Source organism: Pseudomonas benzopyrenica (genome assembly GCF_036884265.1).
GTDB classification, from domain to species: domain Bacteria; phylum Pseudomonadota; class Gammaproteobacteria; order Pseudomonadales; family Pseudomonadaceae; genus Chryseomonas; species Chryseomonas benzopyrenica.
Genome location: NZ_CP145723.1, coordinates 1,759,280 through 1,781,215, shown reverse-complemented (window position 1 = coordinate 1,781,215; position 21,936 = coordinate 1,759,280). Strand labels below are relative to the sequence as shown.

General features: G+C 65.5%; 22 protein-coding genes and 6 tRNA genes. 5 read left to right on the top strand and 23 right to left on the bottom strand.

What is annotated here, in order from left to right:
* Nucleotides 1-4: 4 nt before the first annotated feature.
* From V6W80_RS08270 to V6W80_RS08210, 13 genes are all read right to left on the bottom strand, one after another.
* Complete coding sequence (locus V6W80_RS08270; RefSeq protein ID WP_007162734.1) at nucleotides 5-334, bottom strand: YnfA family protein; 330 nt, start codon at nucleotides 332-334, stop codon at nucleotides 5-7.
* A complete protein-coding gene (locus tag V6W80_RS08265) occupies nucleotides 328-1,470 on the bottom strand; it encodes a GNAT family N-acetyltransferase (protein ID WP_064307227.1) in 1,143 nt (380 codons plus the stop codon). Before V6W80_RS08265 ends, V6W80_RS08270 begins: the two co-directional genes overlap by 7 nt.
* A 134-nt stretch (nucleotides 1,471-1,604) precedes the next feature.
* Nucleotides 1,605-1,680, bottom strand: a tRNA-Glu gene (locus V6W80_RS08260).
* A 34-nt stretch (nucleotides 1,681-1,714) separates the two neighbouring features.
* A tRNA-Ala gene (locus V6W80_RS08255) sits at nucleotides 1,715-1,790 on the bottom strand.
* Between the two features lie 40 nt (nucleotides 1,791-1,830).
* Nucleotides 1,831-1,906: transfer RNA gene (locus V6W80_RS08250), tRNA-Glu, on the bottom strand.
* A 34-nt stretch (nucleotides 1,907-1,940) separates the two neighbouring features.
* Nucleotides 1,941-2,016: transfer RNA gene (locus tag V6W80_RS08245), tRNA-Ala, on the bottom strand.
* A gap of 39 nt (nucleotides 2,017-2,055) precedes the next feature.
* Nucleotides 2,056-2,131: transfer RNA gene (locus V6W80_RS08240), tRNA-Glu, on the bottom strand.
* Between the two features lie 41 nt (nucleotides 2,132-2,172).
* Nucleotides 2,173-2,248 (bottom strand) — tRNA-Ala (locus V6W80_RS08235).
* A 99-nt stretch (nucleotides 2,249-2,347) separates the two neighbouring features.
* Entirely contained in the window at nucleotides 2,348-3,226 is an 879-nt protein-coding gene (locus tag V6W80_RS08230) for a ParB/Srx family N-terminal domain-containing protein (protein WP_338546553.1), read from the bottom strand.
* A gap of 71 nt (nucleotides 3,227-3,297) precedes the next feature.
* Complete coding sequence (locus V6W80_RS08225) at nucleotides 3,298-4,419, bottom strand: beta-ketoacyl-ACP synthase III (RefSeq protein ID WP_338546552.1); 1,122 nt, start codon at nucleotides 4,417-4,419, stop codon at nucleotides 3,298-3,300.
* Nucleotides 4,420-4,491: 72 nt separating this feature from the next.
* Nucleotides 4,492-5,481, bottom strand: a complete 990-nt coding sequence (locus V6W80_RS08220) for a DctP family TRAP transporter solute-binding subunit (RefSeq protein ID WP_338546550.1) — start codon at nucleotides 5,479-5,481, stop codon at nucleotides 4,492-4,494.
* Nucleotides 5,482-5,668: 187 nt separating this feature from the next.
* A complete protein-coding gene (locus V6W80_RS08215) occupies nucleotides 5,669-5,800 on the bottom strand; it encodes a hypothetical protein (protein ID WP_007162893.1) in 132 nt (43 codons plus the stop codon).
* Nucleotides 5,801-5,861: 61 nt separating this feature from the next.
* The gene (locus V6W80_RS08210) at nucleotides 5,862-6,101 is read right to left on the bottom strand and encodes a DUF2789 domain-containing protein (RefSeq protein WP_017641794.1); all 240 of its coding nucleotides are present in this window, start codon (nucleotides 6,099-6,101) and stop codon (nucleotides 5,862-5,864) included.
* Nucleotides 6,102-6,240: 139 nt separating this feature from the next.
* Here V6W80_RS08210 and cprA point away from each other — a divergent pair, with 139 nt between their 5' ends.
* Nucleotides 6,241-7,392, top strand: a complete 1,152-nt coding sequence (cprA, locus tag V6W80_RS08205; protein ID WP_338546548.1) for a cationic peptide resistance protein CprA — start codon at nucleotides 6,241-6,243, stop codon at nucleotides 7,390-7,392.
* Nucleotides 7,393-7,433: 41 nt separating this feature from the next.
* Here the strand turns inward: cprA and V6W80_RS08200 are convergent, their stop codons facing one another.
* A complete protein-coding gene (locus tag V6W80_RS08200; protein WP_051226173.1) occupies nucleotides 7,434-8,351 on the bottom strand; it encodes a bestrophin family protein in 918 nt (305 codons plus the stop codon).
* A gap of 304 nt (nucleotides 8,352-8,655) precedes the next feature.
* Here V6W80_RS08200 and V6W80_RS08195 point away from each other — a divergent pair, with 304 nt between their 5' ends.
* Entirely contained in the window at nucleotides 8,656-9,294 is a 639-nt protein-coding gene (locus tag V6W80_RS08195; RefSeq protein WP_017641797.1) for a DsbA family oxidoreductase, read from the top strand.
* Here the strand turns inward: V6W80_RS08195 and def are convergent.
* Nucleotides 9,291-9,830 carry a peptide deformylase gene (def, locus tag V6W80_RS08190; RefSeq protein WP_338546546.1) on the bottom strand — a complete coding sequence of 180 codons (540 nt, stop codon included), beginning with the start codon at nucleotides 9,828-9,830 and terminating at the stop codon, nucleotides 9,291-9,293. The two genes, V6W80_RS08195 and def, sit on opposite strands and share 4 nt — an antisense overlap.
* 53 nt (nucleotides 9,831-9,883) lie before the next feature.
* Here def and V6W80_RS08185 point away from each other — a divergent pair, with 53 nt between their 5' ends.
* A complete protein-coding gene (locus V6W80_RS08185; protein WP_338546545.1) occupies nucleotides 9,884-11,074 on the top strand; it encodes a serine hydrolase domain-containing protein in 1,191 nt (396 codons plus the stop codon).
* A gap of 177 nt (nucleotides 11,075-11,251) precedes the next feature.
* On the opposite strand, the gene V6W80_RS08180 is transcribed toward V6W80_RS08185, so the two are convergent.
* The 6 genes from V6W80_RS08180 to V6W80_RS08155 form a co-directional block, all read right to left on the bottom strand.
* Nucleotides 11,252-12,925, bottom strand: a complete 1,674-nt coding sequence (locus V6W80_RS08180; protein WP_338546544.1) for a M48 family metallopeptidase — start codon at nucleotides 12,923-12,925, stop codon at nucleotides 11,252-11,254.
* A 4-nt stretch (nucleotides 12,926-12,929) separates the two neighbouring features.
* Complete coding sequence (locus V6W80_RS08175) at nucleotides 12,930-13,517, bottom strand: LemA family protein (protein ID WP_338546542.1); 588 nt, start codon at nucleotides 13,515-13,517, stop codon at nucleotides 12,930-12,932.
* A 122-nt stretch (nucleotides 13,518-13,639) separates the two neighbouring features.
* The gene (locus V6W80_RS08170; RefSeq protein ID WP_338546540.1) at nucleotides 13,640-14,248 is read right to left on the bottom strand and encodes a hypothetical protein; all 609 of its coding nucleotides are present in this window, start codon (nucleotides 14,246-14,248) and stop codon (nucleotides 13,640-13,642) included.
* A gap of 377 nt (nucleotides 14,249-14,625) precedes the next feature.
* Complete coding sequence (gene pepN / locus V6W80_RS08165) at nucleotides 14,626-17,265, bottom strand: aminopeptidase N (protein WP_338546539.1); 2,640 nt, start codon at nucleotides 17,263-17,265, stop codon at nucleotides 14,626-14,628.
* A 12-nt stretch (nucleotides 17,266-17,277) separates the two neighbouring features.
* On the bottom strand, nucleotides 17,278-18,111 hold the full coding sequence (locus V6W80_RS08160; RefSeq protein WP_017641804.1) for a DUF2797 domain-containing protein: 834 nt from the start codon (nucleotides 18,109-18,111) through the stop codon (nucleotides 17,278-17,280).
* An 84-nt stretch (nucleotides 18,112-18,195) separates the two neighbouring features.
* Complete coding sequence (locus V6W80_RS08155; RefSeq protein WP_059314391.1) at nucleotides 18,196-18,459, bottom strand: YeaC family protein; 264 nt, start codon at nucleotides 18,457-18,459, stop codon at nucleotides 18,196-18,198.
* Between the two features lie 261 nt (nucleotides 18,460-18,720).
* On the opposite strand from V6W80_RS08155, the gene pdeM reads away from it, so the two are divergent.
* On the top strand, nucleotides 18,721-19,380 hold the full coding sequence (gene pdeM / locus V6W80_RS08150) for a ligase-associated DNA damage response endonuclease PdeM (protein WP_017641805.1): 660 nt from the start codon (nucleotides 18,721-18,723) through the stop codon (nucleotides 19,378-19,380).
* Nucleotides 19,381-19,573: 193 nt separating this feature from the next.
* Here the strand turns inward: pdeM and V6W80_RS08145 are convergent, their stop codons facing one another.
* The gene (locus V6W80_RS08145) at nucleotides 19,574-19,798 is read right to left on the bottom strand and encodes a hypothetical protein (protein WP_017641806.1); all 225 of its coding nucleotides are present in this window, start codon (nucleotides 19,796-19,798) and stop codon (nucleotides 19,574-19,576) included.
* Between the two features lie 67 nt (nucleotides 19,799-19,865).
* Complete coding sequence (locus V6W80_RS08140) at nucleotides 19,866-20,747, bottom strand: polyprenyl synthetase family protein (RefSeq protein WP_338546537.1); 882 nt, start codon at nucleotides 20,745-20,747, stop codon at nucleotides 19,866-19,868.
* A 135-nt stretch (nucleotides 20,748-20,882) separates the two neighbouring features.
* Here V6W80_RS08140 and fni point away from each other — a divergent pair, with 135 nt between their 5' ends.
* On the top strand, nucleotides 20,883-21,932 hold the full coding sequence (gene fni, locus V6W80_RS08135) for a type 2 isopentenyl-diphosphate Delta-isomerase (RefSeq protein WP_338546536.1): 1,050 nt from the start codon (nucleotides 20,883-20,885) through the stop codon (nucleotides 21,930-21,932).
* The last annotated feature ends 4 nt before the right edge of the window (nucleotides 21,933-21,936 follow it).

Here is a 21,936-nt window from a genome sequence, read left to right as displayed (position 1 = left end):
CCTGTCAGGCACTGCCGCGCGGCGCCAACAGGATCACCAGCGCCCCGGCCACGCACAGCAGACCGCCCGCCAGATCCGTCCAAGTCGGCCGGGTGCGCTCGACCAGCGCCAGCCAGCCCAGCGACGCCACCACATAGATGCCGCCATAGGCGGCGTAGGCGCGCCCGGCGTAGGCCGCCTCGATACGGGTCAGCAACAGGGCGAAGAGCACCAGGCTGGCAAGCCCGGGCGCTATCCACCAGGGACTGCGATCCAGCCGGAGCCAGAGCCAAAAGGCATAGCAGCCGGCGATCTCGAACAGCGCCGCCAGTAGGAACCAGAGATAGTTCAGCATGGTGCCGCGCCGTCTTCCTGGCGATAGGGCAAGGCCTCGGCGGCCCGGCGCGCATAGGCCTGGACCCCCTCTCGCTCCTGGTCGAGAAACTCCGCCACAGCGGCTCTCAAACCCGGATGTACCAGGTAGTGCCAGGAATGGGTCAGGGTGGGCTCGAAGCCCCGAATCAGCTTGTGCTCACCCTGGGCGCCGGCATCGAAGCGCTGCAGCCCTTCGGCGATGGCGTACTCGATACCCTGGTAGAAACAGGTCTCGAAGTGCAGCTGGTCGAATTCCTGCAGGCAGCCCCAGTAACGGCCATAGAGGGTGTCATCGTCCTTGAGATAGAAGGCCATGGCCACCGGCCGGCTGCCCTGGCGCACCAGCACCACCCGAATCGCCTCGGGCAGCCGCTCGGCCAGCAGGCTGAAGAAGGCGCGGGTCAGGTAGGGATCCTGGCCGCGTACCTCGTAGGTATTGGCATAGCAGGCATAGACGAAGTCCCACTCCGCCTCGCTCAACTCATCGCCCTTACGCCACTCGAAACTCACCCCCAGGCCGGCGACCTGGTCGCGCTCCTTGCGCAGCTGCTTGCGCTTGCGCGAGGTCAGGGCGGCGAGGAAGTCGCCATAGTCGCGATAGCCGCGGTTATGCCAGTGGAACTGGCAACCGAGGCGGGCCAGCCAGCCATCGCGATCCTGCAGCACGGCATCGGCCTTGGGGTCGGTGAAGTTTACGTGCAGGCTGGAGAGCTCCAGACCGGCCAGGCTGCCCGTGGTGGCGTCGAGCAGGGTCGCGCAGGCGGCTGGCTCGCCCAGCAGACGCGCCCCCTGCACCGGCGAGAAGGGCACGGCGGCCAGCAGCTTGGGATAGTAGTCGATCCCGGCGCGCCGGCAGGCATCGGCCCAGGCCCAGTCGAAGACGTATTCGCCATAGGAGTGCGCCTTGAGATAGGCCGGCATCGCGGCCCGCAGTCGACCCTGTTCATCCTTGAGGATCTGGTGCGCGGGCTGCCAGCCGGTCCCCTGCCCCAGGCTGCCGCTGTCTTCCAGGGTGGAGAGGAATTCATGCCGCAGAAAGGGCTGGTCGTCCACCAGCAAACCGTTCCACTGCTCGGCAGACACCTGGGCCAGGCTGTAGAGATACTCGACGATCATCCCACTCCCCTTGCTTGGACTCGGCGTACAGGTCTAACACAATTCAATGCCCTGACGGGCACCTGGGAAAGACCCTGGTGAATGGCTTTCGTGCGGACGAAAAAAAACCGCCGTGAGGCGGTTTCTTTCGAGTGTGGCGTCCCCTAGGGGACTCGAACCCCTGTTACCGCCGTGAAAGGGCGGTGTCCTAGGCCACTAGACGAAGGGGACGTTACCCTGGTGCGACCCTTGCGGATCACGAAATTGGTGGAGCTAGACGGGATCGAACCGTCGACCTCTTGCATGCCATGCAAGCGCTCTCCCAGCTGAGCTATAGCCCCAAGTACAGCATCTTGCCACGCCTGGGATGCGTGACCGATATGGCGTCCCCTAGGGGACTCGAACCCCTGTTACCGCCGTGAAAGGGCGGTGTCCTAGGCCACTAGACGAAGGGGACGTTACCCTGGTGCGATCCTTACGAATCACGAAATTGGTGGAGCTAGACGGGATCGAACCGTCGACCTCTTGCATGCCATGCAAGCGCTCTCCCAGCTGAGCTATAGCCCCGCGTACAACGTTCGCCACGTCTGGGATACGTGACTGATATGGCGTCCCCTAGGGGACTCGAACCCCTGTTACCGCCGTGAAAGGGCGGTGTCCTAGGCCACTAGACGAAGGGGACGAAACCTTCTACCGATTTCCCCCGAGGGCGAAACCGAAATTTGGTGGAGCTAGACGGGATCGAACCGTCGACCTCTTGCATGCCATGCAAGCGCTCTCCCAGCTGAGCTATAGCCCCGTCGGTCAGGACGGGGCGCATGTTAAGAGGCCCGGCCTCCCCTGTCAACACCAATCAGAAAAAAACCTGCTAGTAACAGACACTTAAGCCGGAAAAGGGTCAGATCGCCCGCGCCAGGGCCGCACGCTGGGCGCGGGCCGCCAGCAGGTAGGTGAACTTGCCATCGCTGGCGGAGAGCTTGCGCAGGACCTTCTTGTCCAGGGCGCGGTAGCCGCCCATCTCCAGCGCCGTACGCCCCGAGCTGCCGATCAGCATGCCGGGATTGGCCACCATCAGCCGGGCCGCCTGATCCACGGCCTTGGCGTAGCTCTTGCGATCATTCAGGTCATAGCCTTGCAAGGGCAGCAGCATGCGCAGCCATTCGGCCCAGTAGAATTCAAGGAATTCCGAGGGCAGTACCCGGCCATCCGGCGTACGCGGCTTGTCGTAGCCGATCTGGCGAGTGAAATACACCAGGGCGCGGTAGGGATCGTCGGCCATGGCGGTGAGCCCTAGGGATTCAGGCAGCTGTTCGGGCAGGATCGGACGCCCCTGGGGGTCCTTGAGCCAAGCCTTGCGCTCGTCGAGCAGGCGAATCCAGAACTCGGCCATGCTCGCCGCGCCGCTGAAATCGTCGGTGACCCTGACCCACACCGAGGTCTCGGCGCCACCGCCGGGGTGTTCCCAGAAGGCGGAAAAGGTGTGGTGACCATCGGTGAGGTAGAGCTGCTGTCCGGGGCCGATGACCACGGTCTTCATTTCGTCTGGATAGGTGCCGGGTGGCTTGACGCCCAGGGCGTCGCCAGCCGAGCGCAGACTGGTGCTCGGCTGAAAACCGCCACTCAGGTGCTGGCCGTTGGCTTCGCAGTAGTCGTCGAACAGCTTGCGTCGGTCGCAGACGTACTTGCCAAGCTTGTACAGCACCTGGTCGTGGCCGATCGCGGGCTGGGTGGGGCGCAGCTGGCGCAATTGCACCCGGAGCAGGCTTCCTGGCGACACGGGGGTCTTCCTTTCTCGAGAGGTCTTCCCAGGTCCGACAACGGTCCTCCCGGGAAGACTCCTGCCGTCGATCAGACCTTGCGCAGGACCACGCTGCCGATGGAGTAACCGGCGCCGAAGGAACTGAGCACCCCCAGACTGCCACTGACCAGATCCTCGTGGTGCAGATGCAGGGCGATGACCGAGCCGGCAGAGCTGGTGTTGCCGTAGGTATCCAGGATGACCGGCGCCTCGCCAGGCTCGGGTTCGCGCCCCAGCAGGCGCTTGACGATGAGGTGGTTCATCGTCAGGTTGGCCTGGTGCAGCCAGAAGCGCGAGACCCGCTCGACGGGGATATCCAGCTCGGCGAGGTGATTGGCGATCAGTTCGGCCACCAGCGGGCAGACCTCCTTGAACACCTTGCGCCCTTCCTGGACGAACAGCTTGTCCGGGTGGGTCATGCCCTCCTCCGCCGCGCGGTTGAGGAAGCCGAAGTTGTTGCGGATGTTATTGGAGAACTGGGTGAACAGCCGCGTGCCGAGGATCTCGTAGCGGTGCGCCGAGGTCGCCTGGTCGGCGCGTTCTACCACCAGGGCGGTGGCGGCATCGCCGAAGATGAAGTGGCTGTCGCGGTCGCGGAAGTTCAGGTGCCCGGTGCAGATCTCCGGATCTATCACCAGCAGTGCCCGTGCCTGGCCCAGTTGCACGGCGTTGGCTGCGGTCTGCAGGCCGAAGGTCGCCGAGGAGCAGGCGACGTTCATGTCGAAGCCGTAGCCCTGGATGCCCAGCGCGGCCTGGACCTCGATGGCCACTGCCGGATAGGGCCGCTGCAGGTTGGAGCAGGCGACGATGACACCGTCGATGTCGGCGGCGGTCCGCCCTGCCCGTTCCAGCGCCTCGCGCGCCGCGGCGACGCCCATCTCGCAGAGGATCGAGGGCTCGTCGTTGGAACGCTCGGGAATGCGCGGCACCATGCGCGCCGGATCGAGGATACCGGCCTTGTCGACCACATGGCGGCTGCGGATGCCGGAGGCCTTCTCGATGAAGGCGGCGCTGGATTCCGGCTGGGGCGCCAGACTGCCTTGAGCGATGGCGTCGGCATGCTCGGCATTCCACTGGCCAGCCCACTGGTTGAAGGACGCAACCAGCTCGTCGTTGGAAATGCTTTCGGGCGGCGTATAGAGCCCACTACCGCTGATGACCGCGTGCTGCACGGCTATTCCTCTTGTTGTCAGGATGAAGCCGTGCCAGTTTGCCGCAAATCCAGGGTGGACGCCCGTGCAATCTCAACGCCGATTGGCGGCCTCGGCGGCGCGCAGGACGTCGCTGCCTACTTCGCTTTCGTACCTCTTGAGCAACGGCGCCACGGCCGTGCGCCAGGCTTCCCGCTCGGCAGGCGTCGGCACCAGGATCCTGCTGGTATTGGCCGCGACCACCCGTTCGCGCGCCTTGGCGTTGATGGCTTCGGCATCGCGGTTCACCGACTGGGTCACTTCGTCGAGGATGGCCTCCAGCTCGCTGCGGATCTGGAACGGCAGGCCATTCCAGAAGGTGGTGTTGGTGATGAGCATATAGGTGAGGAAGCTGTGGTTGTCCTCGACGATATAGGGCTGCACGCTGTTGATCTTCTGTCCCAGCAGGTTCGACCAGGGATTCTCCGCGCCCTGCACCTTGCCGGTCCGGAGGGCGTCGTAGACCTGGGCGAACGGCAGCTTGACCGCCTCGGCACCCAGTTGCTGGTAGTAGGCGGCCAGCACCTCGGAGGATTCGACGCGGAAGGTCAGCCCCTTGAGATCGGCGGGAGTGTGGATTTCCCGCGTGGCCGAGAGCTGGCGGCCGCCGTTGTTCCAGTAGCCCAGTCCGGTGATGTTGTGGCTGACCAGGCTGCCTAGCAGTTCGCGGCTCTTGTCGCGGCGCTGGAAGCGCTTGACCGCCTCGATGTTGTCGAACAGGAAAGGCAGATCGTAGACCCTGAGTGGTTTGGCCAGGGCGTTGAGCTTGGAAACCGAGGGTGCCAGCAGTTGGACCTTGTTGCTGCGCAGGGCGTCCAGTTCGTCGGCGTCGCCCACCAGGCTGGAATTGGGATAGACCTCCACCTTGACCTGGCCGGCCAGTCGCTCCTGAACCAGCTTCTGGAACTGCAGGGCACCACGGCCCTTGGGCGTATCGTCCGTCACCACATGGGCGAACTTGATGACGATCGGCTCGGCCACGGCGAAGGGCATGGCCAAGGCGATAAGCGAGCCGGCCAGGGTGGCGAAGAAGGTCTTGATCATGGAATTCCCTGCGTTGAACGATCCATCGGATCGCCTGCGCGACCCCGGTCACGCTGCGTGCGCGACGCGGTTACCTTAGCAGTCGCGAGGTGAATGGCTGGTCAGCACAGGGAAATGGCACGACGAATGTGCAAGAAAGTAGGATCAGGGGTAGGACCAGCGCCGTCGAAACGGCGCCAGGAAATCATCAAGGCGAAATGGGATCGCTTGCAGGAAAGGTTTCCTCGACGGATTCGTCGAGCTGCTCTTCGCTTACCTCGTCTTCATCGTCGGCGACGGGCGGATCGTTCGGCTGCTGTTGGGCATGGACGGCGTTCATGGCAAATCTCCAGACGCGGAAAGAGAAGGACTACAGGGCCGAAAGGGTTCGGCCCTGTACGTTAGTCATGGCGATGCAGGCGGACGTTCAGCTCGTCGACGATCGGTGCCCAATCGGCATCTTCCATGATCTCGTCCTTGAGGAACGCCTTTTGCGACGGTGACCAGAAATCGGCTTCCGAGACCTTCACCTCGTCGGGCAGCGGGGAATGGCTGGCGATGAAAGCATCGATGGCAGCCGGATCGGAATCCAGGCCCAGTTGCTCGAAGAGGGTCGTCAGATCGTGAACGGGAAGTTCCATAGGGGTCTCCAGGCAGGTATCGGTCGGTAACGGCAAGCATCTAGAAAGACGCCAGCCTTGAGGGGTTCCCCGGCCTTAATAAATCCTTCAGCGTCGGGCCTTAAGGTACGCCCACGTTTCGCCAACCAGGGCCTTCGCCATGTCGCTTCCCGTCTCTGCCATTCACTTCACCGCCGTACCGCGCCGCATTCTCGTCACCGGCGCTACCGGCTTTCTCGGCGGCGCCGTTACCCTGCGCCTGCTGGAGCTGGGACATGTCGAGGGGCTGCAATTCCTGGTCCGGGCGGCCACCCCGGCGGAAGGTCTGGAGCGGCTGCTACAGAATCTCCGTGTCCATGACGTCGACGAGCGCCTGGCGGCGCTGCTCAAACCCGAGCAGATCCTCTGTGGTGATCTGCTGGACACCCATTGGATCGAGGCCGCCAAACCGCAACTGCTGGCGCTGGACGAGGTCATCAACTGTGCGGCGGTGGCCTCCTTCTCGCGCAATCCGAAGATCTGGCCGGTCAATGTCGAGGGCACCTTCGCCCTGGCCGAGGCCTGCGCCCAGTCCCGGCGGCTGAAGCGCTTCCTGCACGTCAGCACCGCCATGGCCTGCGGCCCGCAGCGCCAGTCACCGGTCGCCGAGACCTGGGACTTCCCCGAACCCGAACAGCAGCTAGTGGACTACACCGCCTCCAAGGCCGCCATCGAACTCAAGCTGCGTAACGAATTGCCGCTGCTGCCGCTGGTGGTGGCGCGTCCTTCCATCGTCGTGGGTCACCGTCGCTCGGGCTGCAAGGCGTCAGGCAGCATCTTCTGGGTGTTCCGCATGGGCTTCGCGCTGGAGCGCTTCACCTGCGGTCTGGATGAGCAGATCGATGTCATTCCGGTGGACTACTGCGCCGAAGCCCTGGTGGAGCTGGCGCTCAAGCCCAAGCTGAACCACAGCCTGTACCACATCTCGGCGGGCAATGCGGGTGCCTGCACCTTCGGCGAAATCGACGAGGCCTATGCCGGCGCCATGGGCGACGCCCCGGTGGGCGAGCGCTATCGCCAGGTGGACAGCGCCGATCTCAAGGAACTCGCCGCCGACTTCAACGAACGCATCGGCCCGGCCAATCCACGCCTGGTGCTGCGCGCGCTCAAGCTGTACGGCGGCTTCGCCGATCTAAATTATCTGTTCGACAACCAGCGGCTGCTCGACGAAGGCATCGCCGCCCCACCGCGCTTCACCGATTATCTGGATGTCTGCGTGCACTCCTCGCGGGACATCAGCATACCCGCGCAGATGCAGTGGGACTTCAAGTAAGGCCTACCCCGGTCCTGGCAATCGCCAGGGCCGGGTCTTGCTCAGACGGGGTCCTTTTCCGGCGAATTCAGCCGCGAATCCCGCACGATCTCGCTGACCGAAGCATAACCCCCGCGGGCATCGCGCAGCATGGTGCGCAGGTTGCCTTCGATGGTGTTGCAGATGGTACCCATGGTGATCTGGTGACGACTGCGCTGGAAGGGATTCTGCAGATCGGTGCCGACCTTTTCCATGGCCAGGAAGATGAAGCCCACCACGGTGGAGGCCAGCGGCGTGTACCACTCCAGGCTTTCCACCAGGCCGATGGGCATCAGCACGCAGAACAGGAAGATGAACAGCCGCGGGAAATTCACATAGGGATAGGGCAAGGGGGTATTGGCGATGCGCTCCATGCCGCCCTGCCAGTTGGACATGTCGACGAAGGTGGCTTCCAGGCGCTCCAGACGGATGCTGTCCAGGCGACCGGCGCGGTATTCCAGGGCGATCAGGCTGGAGGAACCGCTGAGGATGGCGTTGGCGAAGTTGTTGGTCTCCTTGCGCATCGCCCACTCCTCCTTGCCCAGGTAGGTGCGCACCTCCTTGGGCAACGAATCACCGCTGAGCTGGCAGGCCAGGCAGCGGACATAGGCGAGGTGACGCTCGATGAGCACCGTCTTGATCGCATTGAAGTGCTCATCGCCGTCGTCGATGAGCGTCAGCGCTTGGCGGGCGAAGCTACGCGAGCTATTGACCATGCCGCCCCAGAGGGTGCGCGCCTCCCACCAGCGTTGGTAGGCACTGGTATTGCGAAAGCTGGTCAGCACGATCAGCGCCGAACCGATCAGGGTCAGTGGAATGTTGGGCAGCTGCGCCCGATTGTCGACGAAAATCATGTAGTCGACGGTAACGGCGATGTCCCACAGCAGCAGCCAGAACACCGACCAGCCGACGTAAGTGAAGGTTTGCCGAAGGAAGGTCATTTTGCTGGTGAAAAAACCCAAGGTGATAGTCCTTAGCGCGAGAAAGAAGGGATGCAGCCATAGGAACCTGGGGTCGAAAACAGGTTCAAGGCAAGCCTCTAGAGCGCGGATCGCCGCCCATTTCATGTAATAGGCCCGGGACAATTGCGTTTCCAGATATGAAGAGGCCCGTCGCGCAGGCCGTTACCTCGCCAAGGCAGCAGCGCCTGGCTGGTAGCCACGTCACGGAGGATATCGACCCGTTCAGCGAACATCCGCGCCCAGGTGCGGTCCGACGGACACCACGCCCTTCCGGAGCACTGCCATGACCGCCACCCCGCGCGTTCGTCTGGATGTCTGGAGCGACTACGTCTGCCCCTTCTGCTACCTAGAGCTGCCCCAGCTGGCGCGCCTGCAGGAGGAATTCGGCGATCAACTGGCCATCGAGTGGCATGCCTTCGAATTGCGCCCCGAACCCACGCCCACCCTGGATCCCGCCGGGGATTATCTGCGCCGGACCTGGGACCGGGCGGTCTATCCCATGGCGGCGGAATACGGCATGGTGCTGCGGCTACCACCGGTCCAGCCGCGCAGCCGTCTGGCCCTGGAAGCAGCGGAATTCGCCCGCGACCACGACCGCTTCGACGCCTTCCATACGGCGGTCTTCCAGGCCTTCTTCGAAGAGGGGCGCGATATCGGCGAGCGGGAGGTGCTGATCGATCTGGCGCGCCGCAGCGGTCTCGATGGCGAAGCCTTGCAGGCCAGCCTGGCGCGCGGTGACCACACCGACGTGGTGCTGCACGCCGAGGATCGCGCCGAAGCCCTGGGCATCACGGCCGTACCGACGCTGCTGCTGCGTTCCGCGCAGGCGCCCATCGAACAGGCGCGGGCTCTGGATGGAGCGGTACCCTTCGCCCAGTTGGCGGCAGCCGTCCGGGCGCAGCTGGACGCGATCCAAGCCTAGCGCTGGGCGGCCGGCGTCAACTCGGGGAACAGCACCTCGGTAAAGCCGAAGCGGGCAAAGTCCTGAATCCGCGAGGGATAGAGCCGACCGATCAGGTGATCGTACTCGTGCAGCACCACCCGCGCATGGAAGCCTTCGGCCTGCTGGTCCACCAGGTTGCCCGCGCCATCCACGCCTCGATAACGGATTCGCCGCGGCCGCGGTACCTCGCCGCGCAGCCCGGGGATCGACAGGCAGCCTTCCCAGCCCAGTTCTTCGCTGGCATCAAGGACCTCAATGCGCGGATTGATCAGTACCTGCAGCGGTACCGGCGGCGCCTCGGGATAGCGGGCATTGCGCTCGAAGCCAAAGACCATCAGCTGCAGGTCCTCACCGATCTGCGGGGCGGCAAGACCCACGCCACCCGTGGCGGCCATGGTATCGAACATGTCCTGGATCAACGCCTGCAGCTCCGCCGAGCCGAGGCGCTCGGCGGCTATCGGCGGCGCCACCCGCAGCAGCCGGGGATCACCCATCTTCAAAATGTCGCGAATCATGCGAGGATTCCTTCTTTGCCAGTCACCGGCGTTTCGCCAGGAGCTTAAACCAGATGTCCTCCCTACTGCTCGCCAGCGCCTTCGGTCTCGGCCTGAGCGCTCCCCTCGTCCAGGCCGAGGAGGACGCCCTCGCCACGCGGCTGGATCCGATCCTGGAGCGCGCCATCGCCCAGCAGCGCATCGTCGGTACCGTGGTCATGGTCGCCCGTCAGGGCCGGGTGGTGTATCACCGCGCGGCGGGATTCGCCGATCGGGACGCGCAGCGGCCGATGCAGGAAGACCAGCTGTTTCGCTTTGCCTCCCTGACCAAACCGCTGGTGGCGGTGACGGCGCTGCGCCTGGCGGATCAGGGGCGCCTGGATCTGCAGGCGCCGGTCAGTCGCTACCTGCCCTACTTCACCCCGCACCTGGCCGATGGCACTCCAGCCGTGCCCACGCTGGCCCAGCTCCTCAGCCACACCGCGGGCCTGCACTACGGCTTCGGCGAAGACCAGGACGGTCCCTATCACCGCGCCGGGGTATCCGACGGCCTGGATGGCGCCCCCCTGACCCTGGAAGAAAACCTGCGGCGCCTCGCCGGCGTACCGTTGGACTTCAAGCCAGGTACCCAGTGGCGCTACTCCCTCGGGCTGGATGTCCTGGGCGGCGTGCTGGAAGCCGCGACCGGCCTGCCCTTGCCTCAGGTCGTCCAGCAGCAGGTGGCGGCACCGCTCGACCTGCACGACCTGAGCTTTCACGTCAGCGAGCCCAGCCGCCTGGCCACGGCCTATCGCGACGGCTATCCACGCCCGGAGCCCATGAGCGAGCCCTATCTGCTGCCCCTGCCCAAGGGCGGCATCCTCTATTCCCCGGCGCGGGCACTTTCGGCCACGGCCTTTCCCTCGGGCGGCGGCGGCATGCAGGGCAGTGCGGGAGAATACCTGGCCTTCCTGGAGGCGCTGCGCCAGGGCCGGCTGCTCACCCCGACCAGCCAGCGTCTGTTCATGGAAGACCAGATCCCCAGACTGCAACGCGACGACGCGCCAGGCTGGGGCTTCAGCCTGGGCGCGGCGGTGCTACGCGATGCCCGGCTGGCGAAGACGCCGCAGACGCCCGGTACCCTGCAATGGGGCGGGGTCTACGGCAACGCCTGGTTCATCGATCCGGCGCGCGAGCTGAGCGTGGTGATCCTCACCAACACGGCGATCGCCGGCATGAGTGGCCCCTTTCCCGACGCCATCCGCGATGCCCTCTACCGGGACTGATCGCTCAGCTGGACCGGCCAAGAGCGGTCGAGCGGTGAGGCAGTGGCAGCGGCCTGTCCTCGCCGCGAGAAAGCTGTGCCTGGATGACGGGAAAGGGCAATTCCAGCACGGCGCAACACAGCCTCAGCAGCTCCAGTTCGCGGATTCGTACGGCTTGATCCGCCTCCACCAAGCGGATCAAGCCTTCCAGTACCAGGGTCCGCGCCTCGACGCCCAACCGGCCAGGCCCATCAGAGCCACTTCGAGCGCGGGTAGCCAGGCCAGTGGCGGCTGGTAGGCACAGTGCAGTCCGGGAAAGGTGGTTGCCACGGCCAGGAGGAAGGCGCGCCGCGCCGCCAGGACGCTCTCGTGGGTCTGCTCGGCAGCGACCGCGTAAAGAGTGAGCACCGCCGTCCGCTCCTGGGCCAGGGTACGCCGCCCTGCAGGCTGTTGGCGTCCGGGCGCCAGACTACCGATCAGCTGGCGCTGGATGATCCGGGCGAGGTAATAGCGGGACAGATCCAGCTCCGCGGATCGCAGCTGCGTCTTGAGCGCGACCAGCAAGGCGCGCAAGGCAGGCCGGGGCAACTGCCGGATGGCCGGAAAGGTCAGCTGGGCCAGCGGCAGATGCAGCGCCGTGTCCAGGCTATCCACCCAGCGTCGCCCCTCCCCCGCGGCAGTCGGCGCGGAGGCACCGGCCAGGGCCAGCAGCACCTCGGCGGCCTGTTGCGGGTCTTGCAGGAAGAGGTACAGCGCTGGCGGGATGTCCGCCAGGCGCTCGTCGGCCACCGCGGGCGGGGCTGTTGGTTGACTCGTAGTCGGTTGTGCCGGCGCGGGTGGCGGACTGCCGGCGACATAAGCCACGCCCGTGGGCAGCAGCGCCTCCGCCCGCAGGCGCTCCAGCTGCCATTCGTCGAACCCCGGTTCGAGTTGCTGGATGCGTTCCAGGACCGGTGGATGGGTGGCGAACCAGGACGCGCCGGAGTCGCCCAGCACCATGTGGGCGACGCTACGCGCCCGGCGATGATAGAGCCGCCCCTGCAGCGGATGGGCGGCGATCTTTTTCAAGGCATCGGCCAGCCCCTGGGGATGGCGGGTGAACTGCACGGCAGAGGCATCCGCCAGGCGCTCGCGCGAGCGCGTCGCCGCGGCCTGGATCAGATTGGCGAAGAACAGTCCGCAGCCGCCGATCGCCAGCAGCACGGTACCCAGCAACCAGCCCAGCAGATGGTTGCCGTCGACCCGGGTGGTGGTCGAGGTGCGATCGGAAAACAGCTCCTGTCCCAGATCGGCGATCAGGCTGATGCCATGCAGCCAGCCCAGCAGGCGCAGATTCAGGCGCATGTCGCCATTGAGCAGATGACTGAATTCATGGGCGACCACGCCCTGCAACTCGTCCCTGTTCAGCTGCTGCAGGGCGCCGCGGGTCAGGCACAGGCTCGCATCAGCCGGTCCATAGCCACTGATGAAGGCATTGATGGCCGGTTCGTCCGGCAGCAGATACAGCCGCGGCACCGGTACGCCGGCGGCCAGCGCCATCTCCGCCACCACGTTGTGCAACTGGCGGGTCCGGGGATCGGCCTGATCGTCCAGCGGCACCGCGCCCATGCGCCTGACCACCGCCTCTCCACCCTGACGGGCGAGTTGCCGGACCTTCCAGAAGGACGCTCCGGTGATGACGCCGACAAAGACCAATCCGCTCTTGACCAGCGTTGGCCCGCGTCCGCCCAGGTAGTCGACGACCTCCCGCGGCAAGAACACCAGGGCCAGTCCGGCACTGGCCAGCGCCATGAGCAGCACCACCAGAGCCAGCAAGGCGAGACACAGCCGGGTGCGCCGACGCGCCGCGGCCTGGTCGTCGAGAAAGCGCACGAACTCAGCTCAGGCTGATTCGCGGCACCTGGCGCGCGGCCCCATCCGGCAGCGCCAAGGGCTGCGCCAGGCGAAAGCCGAAGCGGCTGGCGAGCAGCGATCCGGGAAAGGTCTCGCAGCGATTGTTGTAGTCCATCACCGCATCGTTATGGGCCTGACGCGCGTAGGCCAGCCGATTTTCCGTGGAGCTCAGCTCTTCCATCAACTGGATCACCGTCTCGTTGGCCTTGAGCTCCGGATAGGCTTCGCTCACGGCGAACAGCCGCCCGAGAGCGATGCCGAGCCCCTGCTCGCCCTGCTCCAGGGCATGCAGCGCGACGGGATCCTCCGGCCGGGTCTTGGCCTGATGCAGACCGGATTGCGCCTGCTGGCGCGCCACCATCACCGCCTGCAAGGTCTCGCGCTCGTGCTGCAGATAGCCCTTCACCGCCACCACCAGATTGGGGATGAGGTCGTGTCGGCGAGTGAGCTGGACATCGATCTGGGCGAAGGCATTGCGATAGGCGTTACGCGCCGTGACCAGGGCGTTGTAGAGGCTGATCACGAACAGGCCGATGGCGACCAGGGCAGCCAGCAGGAGCAGCAATTTCATCGAATCGTCCTTGAAGGTGGTGACAGTGCCAGTCTAGGAGCAAGCCGCGCCGATCGCTGTTCAGCGCGACGGATGCGGCGGTTGAGGGGATGGCTGGTGGAGCATGGGCCGACCATCGCTGCTCAGGGCGAGGATGGCGCGCCCGTGTCGGTCGGCTGCCGTGGCGCCGAATCCCCCTTGCGTCTGTGCTGCACCTCTACCAGCAGGGCGTCACGCTCCTGGCGCATCTGGGCGAGACTGGTCTGAGCTCGGGTCAGCTCTTCCTGCAGCCGCTGGGCCTGGGCCTCGGAGGCGCGCAATTCCCGATTCTGCGCGCGCAGCCCGGTCACCACCTTGTGCGCCCGGGTGAGCCGCATGACCATGTTGTCCACCTTGAGCTCCAGGGCTTCGCGGTGGGACAGCAGCTCCTCGACGTAGGGGTCGTCGCTCTTTTTCCATTCGGGGTAGTTTTCGTCGTACACCTCCTCCGGTCCCTCGTCGAAGAGGTCGACGTTGCGGTTCACCGCCGGGCCGGGGCTGACCGGAAGAGGTGGCGGCTGGGTATCGGCAGGCGGATTGGCCACCGCCGCAGGGAGGGCCGGCGCCTGCGCCTCGCTGGCCTCCTCGCCCTTGGCCGCGGCGTCGCCGGCGAAGTAGCGCTGCCACAGGAGAAACACCACCAGGGCGATCAGCAGGATGTTGCACAGGGTTATCAGGACGAATCCCCAATCCATCAGCTGTGCATGACTCATCTGCCGCTCCGCTCTCTTCCGGTGATAGGGCCTGGGTGCCAAGCGAGGCCGCACGCCTACCGTGTCGGCGGCGGCGCCTCTCTGCAGCTGATTTGAATACAGTTGTCAGCCTAAAGCATTTTCATCAGCCAGGCGGCGCCCGAGTGGGGACGAGTTGTCAGGCACGGGGATGTGCGAGATTTTTCAGCGGGCGGCAGAGGCGCTACAGGCTAGGGCCGCGCGGGAAAATCTGGGCAAAAAAAAGCCCGACGCTGGGCGTCAGCCTTGGCGGCGGGCGATATTGGGCTTCGCGGGGCTCAACCCAACCTACGGGACGAGGTAGGTTGGGTTGAGACGGCTTTATCGTCGAAGCCTAACAAGCAGCCCAGTCGGCTCTCCTACGCCAGGCTCTTGCTCACCACCTCGTAGACGTCGCTGGACAGCTCGCCGCTGGCCAGGATGCGCTCCAGTTCGGCGCGCATCAGCGCCTGGCGCGCGGGACCGTACTTCTTCCAGCGGGTCAAGGGCGTCAGCAGGCGCGAGGCGATCTGCGGATTGAGCCGATTGAGGGTGATGATCTGATCGGCCAGGAAGCGGTAGCCGCTGCCGTCCTCGGCATGGAAGTTGACCAGATTGCTGTTGGCGAAGGCGCCGATCAGCGCCCGCACTTTGTTGGGGTTTTTCAGGGTGAAGACCGGGTTTTCCATGAGTGCCTGGACGCGGGCCAGGCCGCCCGGCAGCGGGCTGGAAGCCTGGACGCTGAGCCAGGTGTCCATGACCAGCGGATCGGCCTTGAACTCCTCGAAGAAGCGCGCCAGTACCTCCGCCTTCTCCTGCTCGAAACCGGAGTTGACCAGGGCGCTCAGCGCAGCCAGGCGCTCGGTCATGTTGTCGGCGTGCTCGAATTGCTCCAGAGCGGCGTCGCGCGCCTCCGGCTCCTCCAGCAGCATGAGGTAGCCCAGGGCGGCGTTCTGCAGGCTGCGACGCGCGATATGGTCGGCGCTGGCCTGGTAGGGCGTGGCGCGCGATTCCTCACGAGCGCTGCGGTAGCGCTGCCAGAGCACGTCGCGCAGGGCCTCGGCGATGGTCCGGCGGGCCTGGCGACGGGCACCGTGGATGGCACCGGGATCAGCCTGCTCGGACAGCTCCACCAGATAGGCCTCGGACGGCAGCGACAGCATCTCGGCGACCATGGCCGGATCGAGGGACTCATCCGCCGCCACGGTGCGCAGGGCCTCCACCAGCCGGGTGTCCAGCGGCTGGCCGGCGATCATCTCCTGCAGCACCTGCACCGCCAGTTGCTGACCGGCGTCCCAGCGATTGAAGCCGTCGCTGTCATGTTGCATGAGGAAGGTCAGCTGCTCACGGCTATAGGGGAAGCTGAGCTTGACCGGGGCGGAGAAGCCGCGCAGCAGCGAAGGCAGCGGGCGCTCGGGCACATCGACGAAGGTGAAGGTCTGCTCGGCCTGGGTGACCGACAGCACCCGGTCGGTACCCTGGGCAGCGGCTTCGCCCTCCAGGCGCAGGGGCAGCTCGCGGCCCTGGCCATCCAGCAGGCCCAACTGGACCGGGATGACGAAGGGCTCCTTGGTCGGCTGGCCTGGGGTGGGTGGGCAGCTCTGGCGGAAGGTCAGGCGATAGGTCCTGGCCGCCGCATCGTACTGCTCGCTGACCGCCAGGCGCGGGGTGCCCGACTGGCTGTACCAGCGCTTGAACTGGCTGAAGTCGGCGCCGTTGGCGTCTTCCAGGGCCTTGATGAAGTCGTCGCAGGTCACCGCCTGGCCATCGTGGCGCTCGAAATAGAGATCGGTGCCCTTGCGGAAGCCGTCCGGGCCCAGCAGGGTGTGCAGCATCCGCACCACCTCGGCGCCCTTCTCGTACACTGTCAGGGTGTAGAAATTGGAGATCTCGATGAAGTGATCCGGACGCACCGGGTGGGCCATAGGGCCGGCGTCTTCGGCGAACTGGTTGGTGCGCAGGAAGGCCACGTCCTCGATGCGCTTGACCGTCGGCGAATTCATGTCGGAGCTGAAGCCGGCATCACGGAACACGGTGAAGCCTTCCTTGAGCGACAGCTGGAACCAGTCGCGGCAGGTCACGCGGTTGCCCGACCAGTTGTGGAAGTATTCGTGGGCGACGATGGCCTCGACGCGCTGGTGGGCGGCGTCGGTGGCGGTGCGCGGGCTGGCCAGCACGGCGCTGGAGTTGAAGATGTTGAGCCCCTTGTTTTCCATGGCGCCCATGTTGAAGTCGTTCACCGCGACGATCATGAAGATATCCAGATCGTATTCGCGGCCGTAGACGTCCTCGTCCCAGCGCATGGACTTCTTCAGGCTGTCCATGGCGTGCTGCAGCTTGCTGATGTTTTCCGGCTCGACGTAGATGCGCAGGGCCACGTCGCGGCCACTGCCGGTGCGGTAGCTGTCTTCCACGCACCAGAGATCACCGGCCACCAGGGCGAACAGATAGGCCGGCTTGGGGAAGGGATCTTCCCAGGTGGCCCAGTGCCGACCACCCTCGGTGTCACCGCTGGCCACCGGGTTGCCGTTGGAGAGCAGGATCGGATACCGGGCCTTGTCGGCCTCCACCGTGGTGGTGAAGACACTCATCACGTCCGGGCGGTCCAGGTAGTAGGTGATCTTGCGGAAGCCCTCGGCCTCGCACTGGGTGCAGAACATCGTGCCGGAGACGTACAGCCCTTCCAGGGCGGTGTTGCTTTCCGGGTGGATGCGTACCGAGGTCTTGAGCACGAAGGCCTCGCCCTGCGGCTGCAGGGTCAGGCTGCCCGCCTCGACCTGGTAGTCGCCAGCGGCCAGGGCCTGATCGTCCAGCGCCACCGCCAGCAGTTCCAGCTCCTCGCCGTGCAGCACCAGCGGCGGCAGGCCGGCGCCACGCGCCGGATTACGCTGCAGCTGCAGCTCGGCGTGCACCAGGGTCTGGTCGTCGTGCAGCTCGAATCTGAGGCGGGTTTCCTCGATGAGGTACTCGGGCGCCTGGTAGTCCTTGAGGTAGATGGTCTGGGGCTGGTCGGTGCGCATGGGTTTACATCCTTACTCGGAAACGGACACGGCCAGCTGATAGGCCGTGTACTTGCGAATGTTGATCACGCCGGTGTCGAACATCAGGTATTGACCCTTGATGCCCAGCAGCGTGCCTTCCACCACGGGGGTCTTTTCCAGGTCGTGGCTGACCACCTTGGTGGGATAGACCGTGACCGGATAATGGATCTCGATGGGCGCCATGTCGACCACCGGCTGGATCGCCTGCAGGCCGAAACGGCCCTGGAGATCGTCCAGGCCCTGGGCGCAGGCATCGAAGATGCGCTCCCGTACCGCCACCAGGTCTTCCGGCGCGGCGACGCCCTTGAGCATGGCGCGCCAGTTGGTGCGGTCGCCCACCTGGCTACGCAACACGTCCTCCACCAGGCCGGATTGCTGGCGGGTGGCGACCCTCAGGATCGGCAGCGCCTGATAGGCGCCCTGGTCGATCCAGCGGGTGGGCAACTGGGTGGCGCGGGTGATACCGACCTTGAGGCCGGAGGAATTAGCCAAATAGACCACGTGCGGCACCATGCAGTGGGCTTCGCCCCACTCCGGCTGACGGCAGGTGCCGTACTCGTAGTGACACTTTTCCGGACTGACGATGCAGCTGTCGCACTGGGCCAGGGCGGTGAAGCAGGGATAGCAGTAGCCCTGGCTGAAGCTCTTGCGGGTCTTGCGACCGCAGTGGGTGCAATGGATGGCACCCAGATATTCGAGGCGCACGCGGCGGCCGATCAGCGGGTTGACCGGCACCTCCCGCTCATCGAGGCGGAAGGCATAGTTGACGGGGTCGGCCAAGGTCACGGCCATCTTGCGCAGGGCGCCACGGCCCAGTTCGGTCATCACGGTAGGAATTTCTCGATCTCTAAAAGACGCGAGGTGCCTCTTCGTCACCGAAGGGCACCTCGTCGGGTAGGGCGTAGTCGATCAATGAATGGCGTCGGACTTGAACAGGATGTTCTCGATGGGCACCGACTTGGAGGCGCATTCCTGAGGGCCCATGTAACCGGTCCGCTGGTCTTCGGGCAGGTGCTTGGCCTCGTAGGCGATCACCGCCTGCAGACAGAGCTCGACCTGGTCACGACTGAGTTTGCGACCGTCGGGCCACTTGCCGATCTCCACGGCCAGCTTCAGGCCGTCGTAGATATCGGGGGTGATGTTTTCCAGCATCTGGGCGAAGGATGTCGACATGGGTCGCTCCGGACTCTAGTGAAACTCCAGTTTACCGGGCTGCCCGCCACGGTGCACCTGGCCTGGCTCAATGGCGGTCATAGGGTGAGGTCTTGCGCGCGGGCAAGGAGGATCGCGGCCATGGGCCGCTCCTACTCCGCATCGGCGGACCGTCATCGCCGCAGGTTGACCCAGTCATGCGCCAGCGCTGCCCAACAGGCAACGCCGCTGAACCCTGGCACCCCGCCGCCATCAGAGCAGGAGGCCTTTTCTGGAGACCCCATGCCTGCCTATCACCCTCTCATCCTTGCCGGTGTCGAACTCTGGCTGCTCGCGGAAAAGGCGATCTACTGGCCGGCGCGCCAGGCGCTGCTGGTGGCGGACATCCATTTCGGCAAGGCCGCGGCGTTTCGGGCACTGGGTCAGCCGGTACCCCACGGCACCACAGCGGGCAATATCGCGCGACTGGACAGCTTGCTGGCGCGCTACGACTGCCGCGAGATCATCTTTCTCGGTGACTTTTTGCACGCGCCGGAATCCCGCGCGCCCCTGACCATGGACACCCTGGAGCGCTGGCGGGAACACCAGGCCCACCTGCGGCTGCTGTTGATCCGCGGCAACCACGACCGCCGCGCGGGGGATCCACCGGCCGCCCTGGGTATCGACGTGGTAGCTGAGCCGCTGGAACTGGACGGCCTGTCGCTGCAGCACGAACCCGATCCCCATCCGCGACTGCCGGTGCTGGCCGGACATATCCATCCGGCGTTTCGTCTGCACGGCCGCGGGCGTCAGGCGCTTCGCCTGCCCTGCTTCTGCCTGGAAAACGATGAAGTGCTGATCCTGCCGGCCTTTGGGGACTTCACCGGCGGCCACCTGCTGGCGCCCGATCCGGCGCGACGGATCTTCGTGGTAGGGGATGGCGGTATCTGGCCCCTGCGCTAGGTTCTGTACGAAAAGTGCCTACGCTCGGTGATGCTTCGTTGAAAAAGGCCTGGATCGCCAGCCCGGTCGGAATGCTCATTTACCGCTCGTAAACTCGAGCGCGAGTCCGATCCGCTTCCTCAGCCTATTTCGCCTCGCCTGACCTTCGCTCGTCGACTTTTCGTACAGAACCTAGAACCAGATACCCCGGAGATCAGCCCTCTTCGGTGATCCCGGTGATGGTGATGCCGTGCCGCTCCAACAGGGCTACGGTAGGTTCGTCGTAATCCCGCGGGACCTCGCTGTCATCGTACTCTTCCAGGGCATCGTCGCGGACGATCTGGGCGACCCGCTCCATGTCCGGCTTCTGCTCGGCTTCGGTGGTGACCACCGAGGTGTTGCCGTCAACGTTGCTGTAAGCAATTTTCCACTTCGACATCTCAGGACTCCTCACACGGGAACAAGGCTATCGAGAGATTAGAGGGCCAGACGCCCAGTAATTCGCCCTAACGCGGACGAAAGACGATATCCAGCAATCCGGCCAGGGCACCATCGGCGCAATCGGCCACGGCCAGCGCCTCGCGGGCCTGCTTGAGGTGACTCTGCAACTGTCGTTGAGCATGGTCGCGGCCGAGCAGGCTGACCAGGGTGGACTTGTCGCCATCCTTGCCGGCGTCCTTGCCCAGGCCCTTGCCGTCGTCGAGATCGTCGAGCAACTGGAAGGCCAGGCCCAGCTGGCAGGCGAAAACATGGAAGGCTTCGCGCTGCGTTGCGCTGGTGACCAGGGTGGCACCGGCCATGCCCATGGCCGCGGAGAACAGCGCCCCGGTCTTGAGCTGGTTGGTGAGGGCGATGGCTTCGGCCGGACGCGTTTGGCGACCGCCGTGCAGGTCATGGTACTGGCCGCAGACCAGCCCGGCCGTACCGACCGCATCGGCCAGCTGGCAAACCATCTGGGTCCGGGTTTCCGCCGGCACCCCGGCGAGGCCGGCGACCAGCCGCAGGGCATGACTGAGCAGGGCCACCGCCGCCAGCATGGCGACGTCTTCGCCGAACTCGACATGCAGGGTCGGACGGCCACGGCGCAGGCGCGCATCGTCCATGCAGGGCATGTCGTCGAGGAACAGGGAGGCCGCGTGCACCATTTCCACCGCGCAGCCCAGATCGAGCACGGCTTCGTCGGACTGACCCAGGTCCTCGGCGGCCAGGACCATCAGCAACGGACGCAGTCGCTTGCCCGGGGCCATGACCCCACTGCGGATGGCGGCGGCGACCGGATCGGTCCCGGCCGGCAATAGCTCTGCCAGACGCTCGTCGATACGGGTACGCTGCCATTGCAGCGAAGCGGCAAAATTGTCTGTCGCGTTCGGCACTAATACGGTCGCCATGAGTCGAGATACTCCATATGTGGAACCGACGAACGGTCGCACCTCGGTGGATTAGGTCTTCGCAAAGCGAACCCGTCGTCCCCTACCAGACCACAACGACCGACGAAAGGTCATTCAGGGCGGACTCTAGAAGACATGGTGGATTGGGAACTGGCAAGCCGCAAGAACGATCATCTGGACATCGTGCTGGATCCCCACAAGGCCCGCAGCGCCGTCACCACGGGCTTCGACGCCTACCGCTTCACGCACTGCGCCCTGCCCGAACTGAATCTGGACGAGATCGACCTGGGGACTCGGCTGTTCGATCGCCCCCTGGCCGCGCCCCTGCTGATCAGCTCCATGACCGGCGGGCCAGAGCGGGCCGCACTGATCAATCGCCATCTCGCCGAAGCGGCCCAGACCCTGGGCATCGCCCTGGCGGTCGGCTCCCAACGGATCGCCCTGCAGCAGGGTGGCGACCAGGGCCTGACCGGCGAATTGCGGCGCCTGGCGCCGGACGTACCCCTGCTGGCCAACTTCGGTGCCGCGCAGCTAGTGGCCGGCTATGGCCTCGACGAGGCACGCCGCGCTGTGGAGATGATCGAGGCAGACGCCCTGATCGTGCATCTCAACCCCCTGCAGGAAGCCGTGCAGGCCGGTGGCGATCGGACCTGGCATGGCATCCTCAGCGCGCTGGAAAACCTGGTTACACATCTGGCCGTGCCGGTCGTCGTCAAGGAAGTCGGGGCCGGCCTTTCGGGCCGGGTCGCCCGGCAACTGCTGGAAGCTGGCGTAGCGGTGCTGGATGTCGCCGGGGCCGGCGGCACCAGTTGGGCGGCGGTGGAAGCCGAACGCGCCCGTGACGAGCAGCAGCGTGCCATCGCCCGCGCCTTCGCCGACTGGGGCATCCCCACCGCGGAGAGCCTGCGCCAGGTGCGCGCGGCCTGCCCGCAGGCGACGGTGATCGCCTCCGGCGGCATCCGCGACGGCATCGACGCCGCCAAGGCCATCCGCCTCGGCGCGGACCTGGCTGGCCAGGCCGCCGCGGCCCTGCCCGGCGCCACGGAATCCACCGAGGCAGTGATCGCTCATTTCCAGGTGGTGATCGAACAGCTGCGCATCGCCTGCTTCTGCACCGGCTCGGCCGATCTGGCCAGCTTGCGCCAGGCCGAGTTGCTGGACGCCACGCCGCTGCGGTGCCCATAGTGGC

Excerpts from the sequence above, each read along its gene's own strand:
- V6W80_RS08270 (WP_007162734.1), bottom strand. The coding sequence starts at position 334 with ATGCTGAACTATCTCTGGTTCCTACTGGCGGCGCTGTTCGAGATCGCC.
- V6W80_RS08265 (WP_064307227.1), bottom strand. The coding sequence starts at position 1,470 with ATGATCGTCGAGTATCTCTACAGCCTGGCCCAGGTGTCTGCCGAGCAG.
- V6W80_RS08220 (WP_338546550.1), bottom strand. The coding sequence starts at position 5,481 with ATGATCAAGACCTTCTTCGCCACCCTGGCCGGCTCGCTTATCGCCTTG.
- V6W80_RS08215 (WP_007162893.1), bottom strand. The coding sequence starts at position 5,800 with ATGAACGCCGTCCATGCCCAACAGCAGCCGAACGATCCGCCCGTCGCC.
- V6W80_RS08210 (WP_017641794.1), bottom strand. The coding sequence starts at position 6,101 with ATGGAACTTCCCGTTCACGATCTGACGACCCTCTTCGAGCAACTGGGC.
- cprA (WP_338546548.1), top strand. The coding sequence starts at position 6,241 with ATGTCGCTTCCCGTCTCTGCCATTCACTTCACCGCCGTACCGCGCCGC.
- V6W80_RS08200 (WP_051226173.1), bottom strand. The coding sequence starts at position 8,351 with ATGACCTTCCTTCGGCAAACCTTCACTTACGTCGGCTGGTCGGTGTTC.
- V6W80_RS08195 (WP_017641797.1), top strand. The coding sequence starts at position 8,656 with ATGACCGCCACCCCGCGCGTTCGTCTGGATGTCTGGAGCGACTACGTC.
- def (WP_338546546.1), bottom strand. The coding sequence starts at position 9,830 with ATGATTCGCGACATTTTGAAGATGGGTGATCCCCGGCTGCTGCGGGTG.
- V6W80_RS08185 (WP_338546545.1), top strand. The coding sequence starts at position 9,884 with ATGTCCTCCCTACTGCTCGCCAGCGCCTTCGGTCTCGGCCTGAGCGCT.
- V6W80_RS08175 (WP_338546542.1), bottom strand. The coding sequence starts at position 13,517 with ATGAAATTGCTGCTCCTGCTGGCTGCCCTGGTCGCCATCGGCCTGTTC.
- V6W80_RS08170 (WP_338546540.1), bottom strand. The coding sequence starts at position 14,248 with ATGAGTCATGCACAGCTGATGGATTGGGGATTCGTCCTGATAACCCTG.
- pepN (WP_338546539.1), bottom strand. The coding sequence starts at position 17,265 with ATGCGCACCGACCAGCCCCAGACCATCTACCTCAAGGACTACCAGGCG.
- V6W80_RS08160 (WP_017641804.1), bottom strand. The coding sequence starts at position 18,111 with ATGACCGAACTGGGCCGTGGCGCCCTGCGCAAGATGGCCGTGACCTTG.
- V6W80_RS08155 (WP_059314391.1), bottom strand. The coding sequence starts at position 18,459 with ATGTCGACATCCTTCGCCCAGATGCTGGAAAACATCACCCCCGATATC.
- pdeM (WP_017641805.1), top strand. The coding sequence starts at position 18,721 with ATGCCTGCCTATCACCCTCTCATCCTTGCCGGTGTCGAACTCTGGCTG.
- V6W80_RS08145 (WP_017641806.1), bottom strand. The coding sequence starts at position 19,798 with ATGTCGAAGTGGAAAATTGCTTACAGCAACGTTGACGGCAACACCTCG.
- V6W80_RS08140 (WP_338546537.1), bottom strand. The coding sequence starts at position 20,747 with ATGGCGACCGTATTAGTGCCGAACGCGACAGACAATTTTGCCGCTTCG.
- fni (WP_338546536.1), top strand. The coding sequence starts at position 20,883 with ATGGTGGATTGGGAACTGGCAAGCCGCAAGAACGATCATCTGGACATC.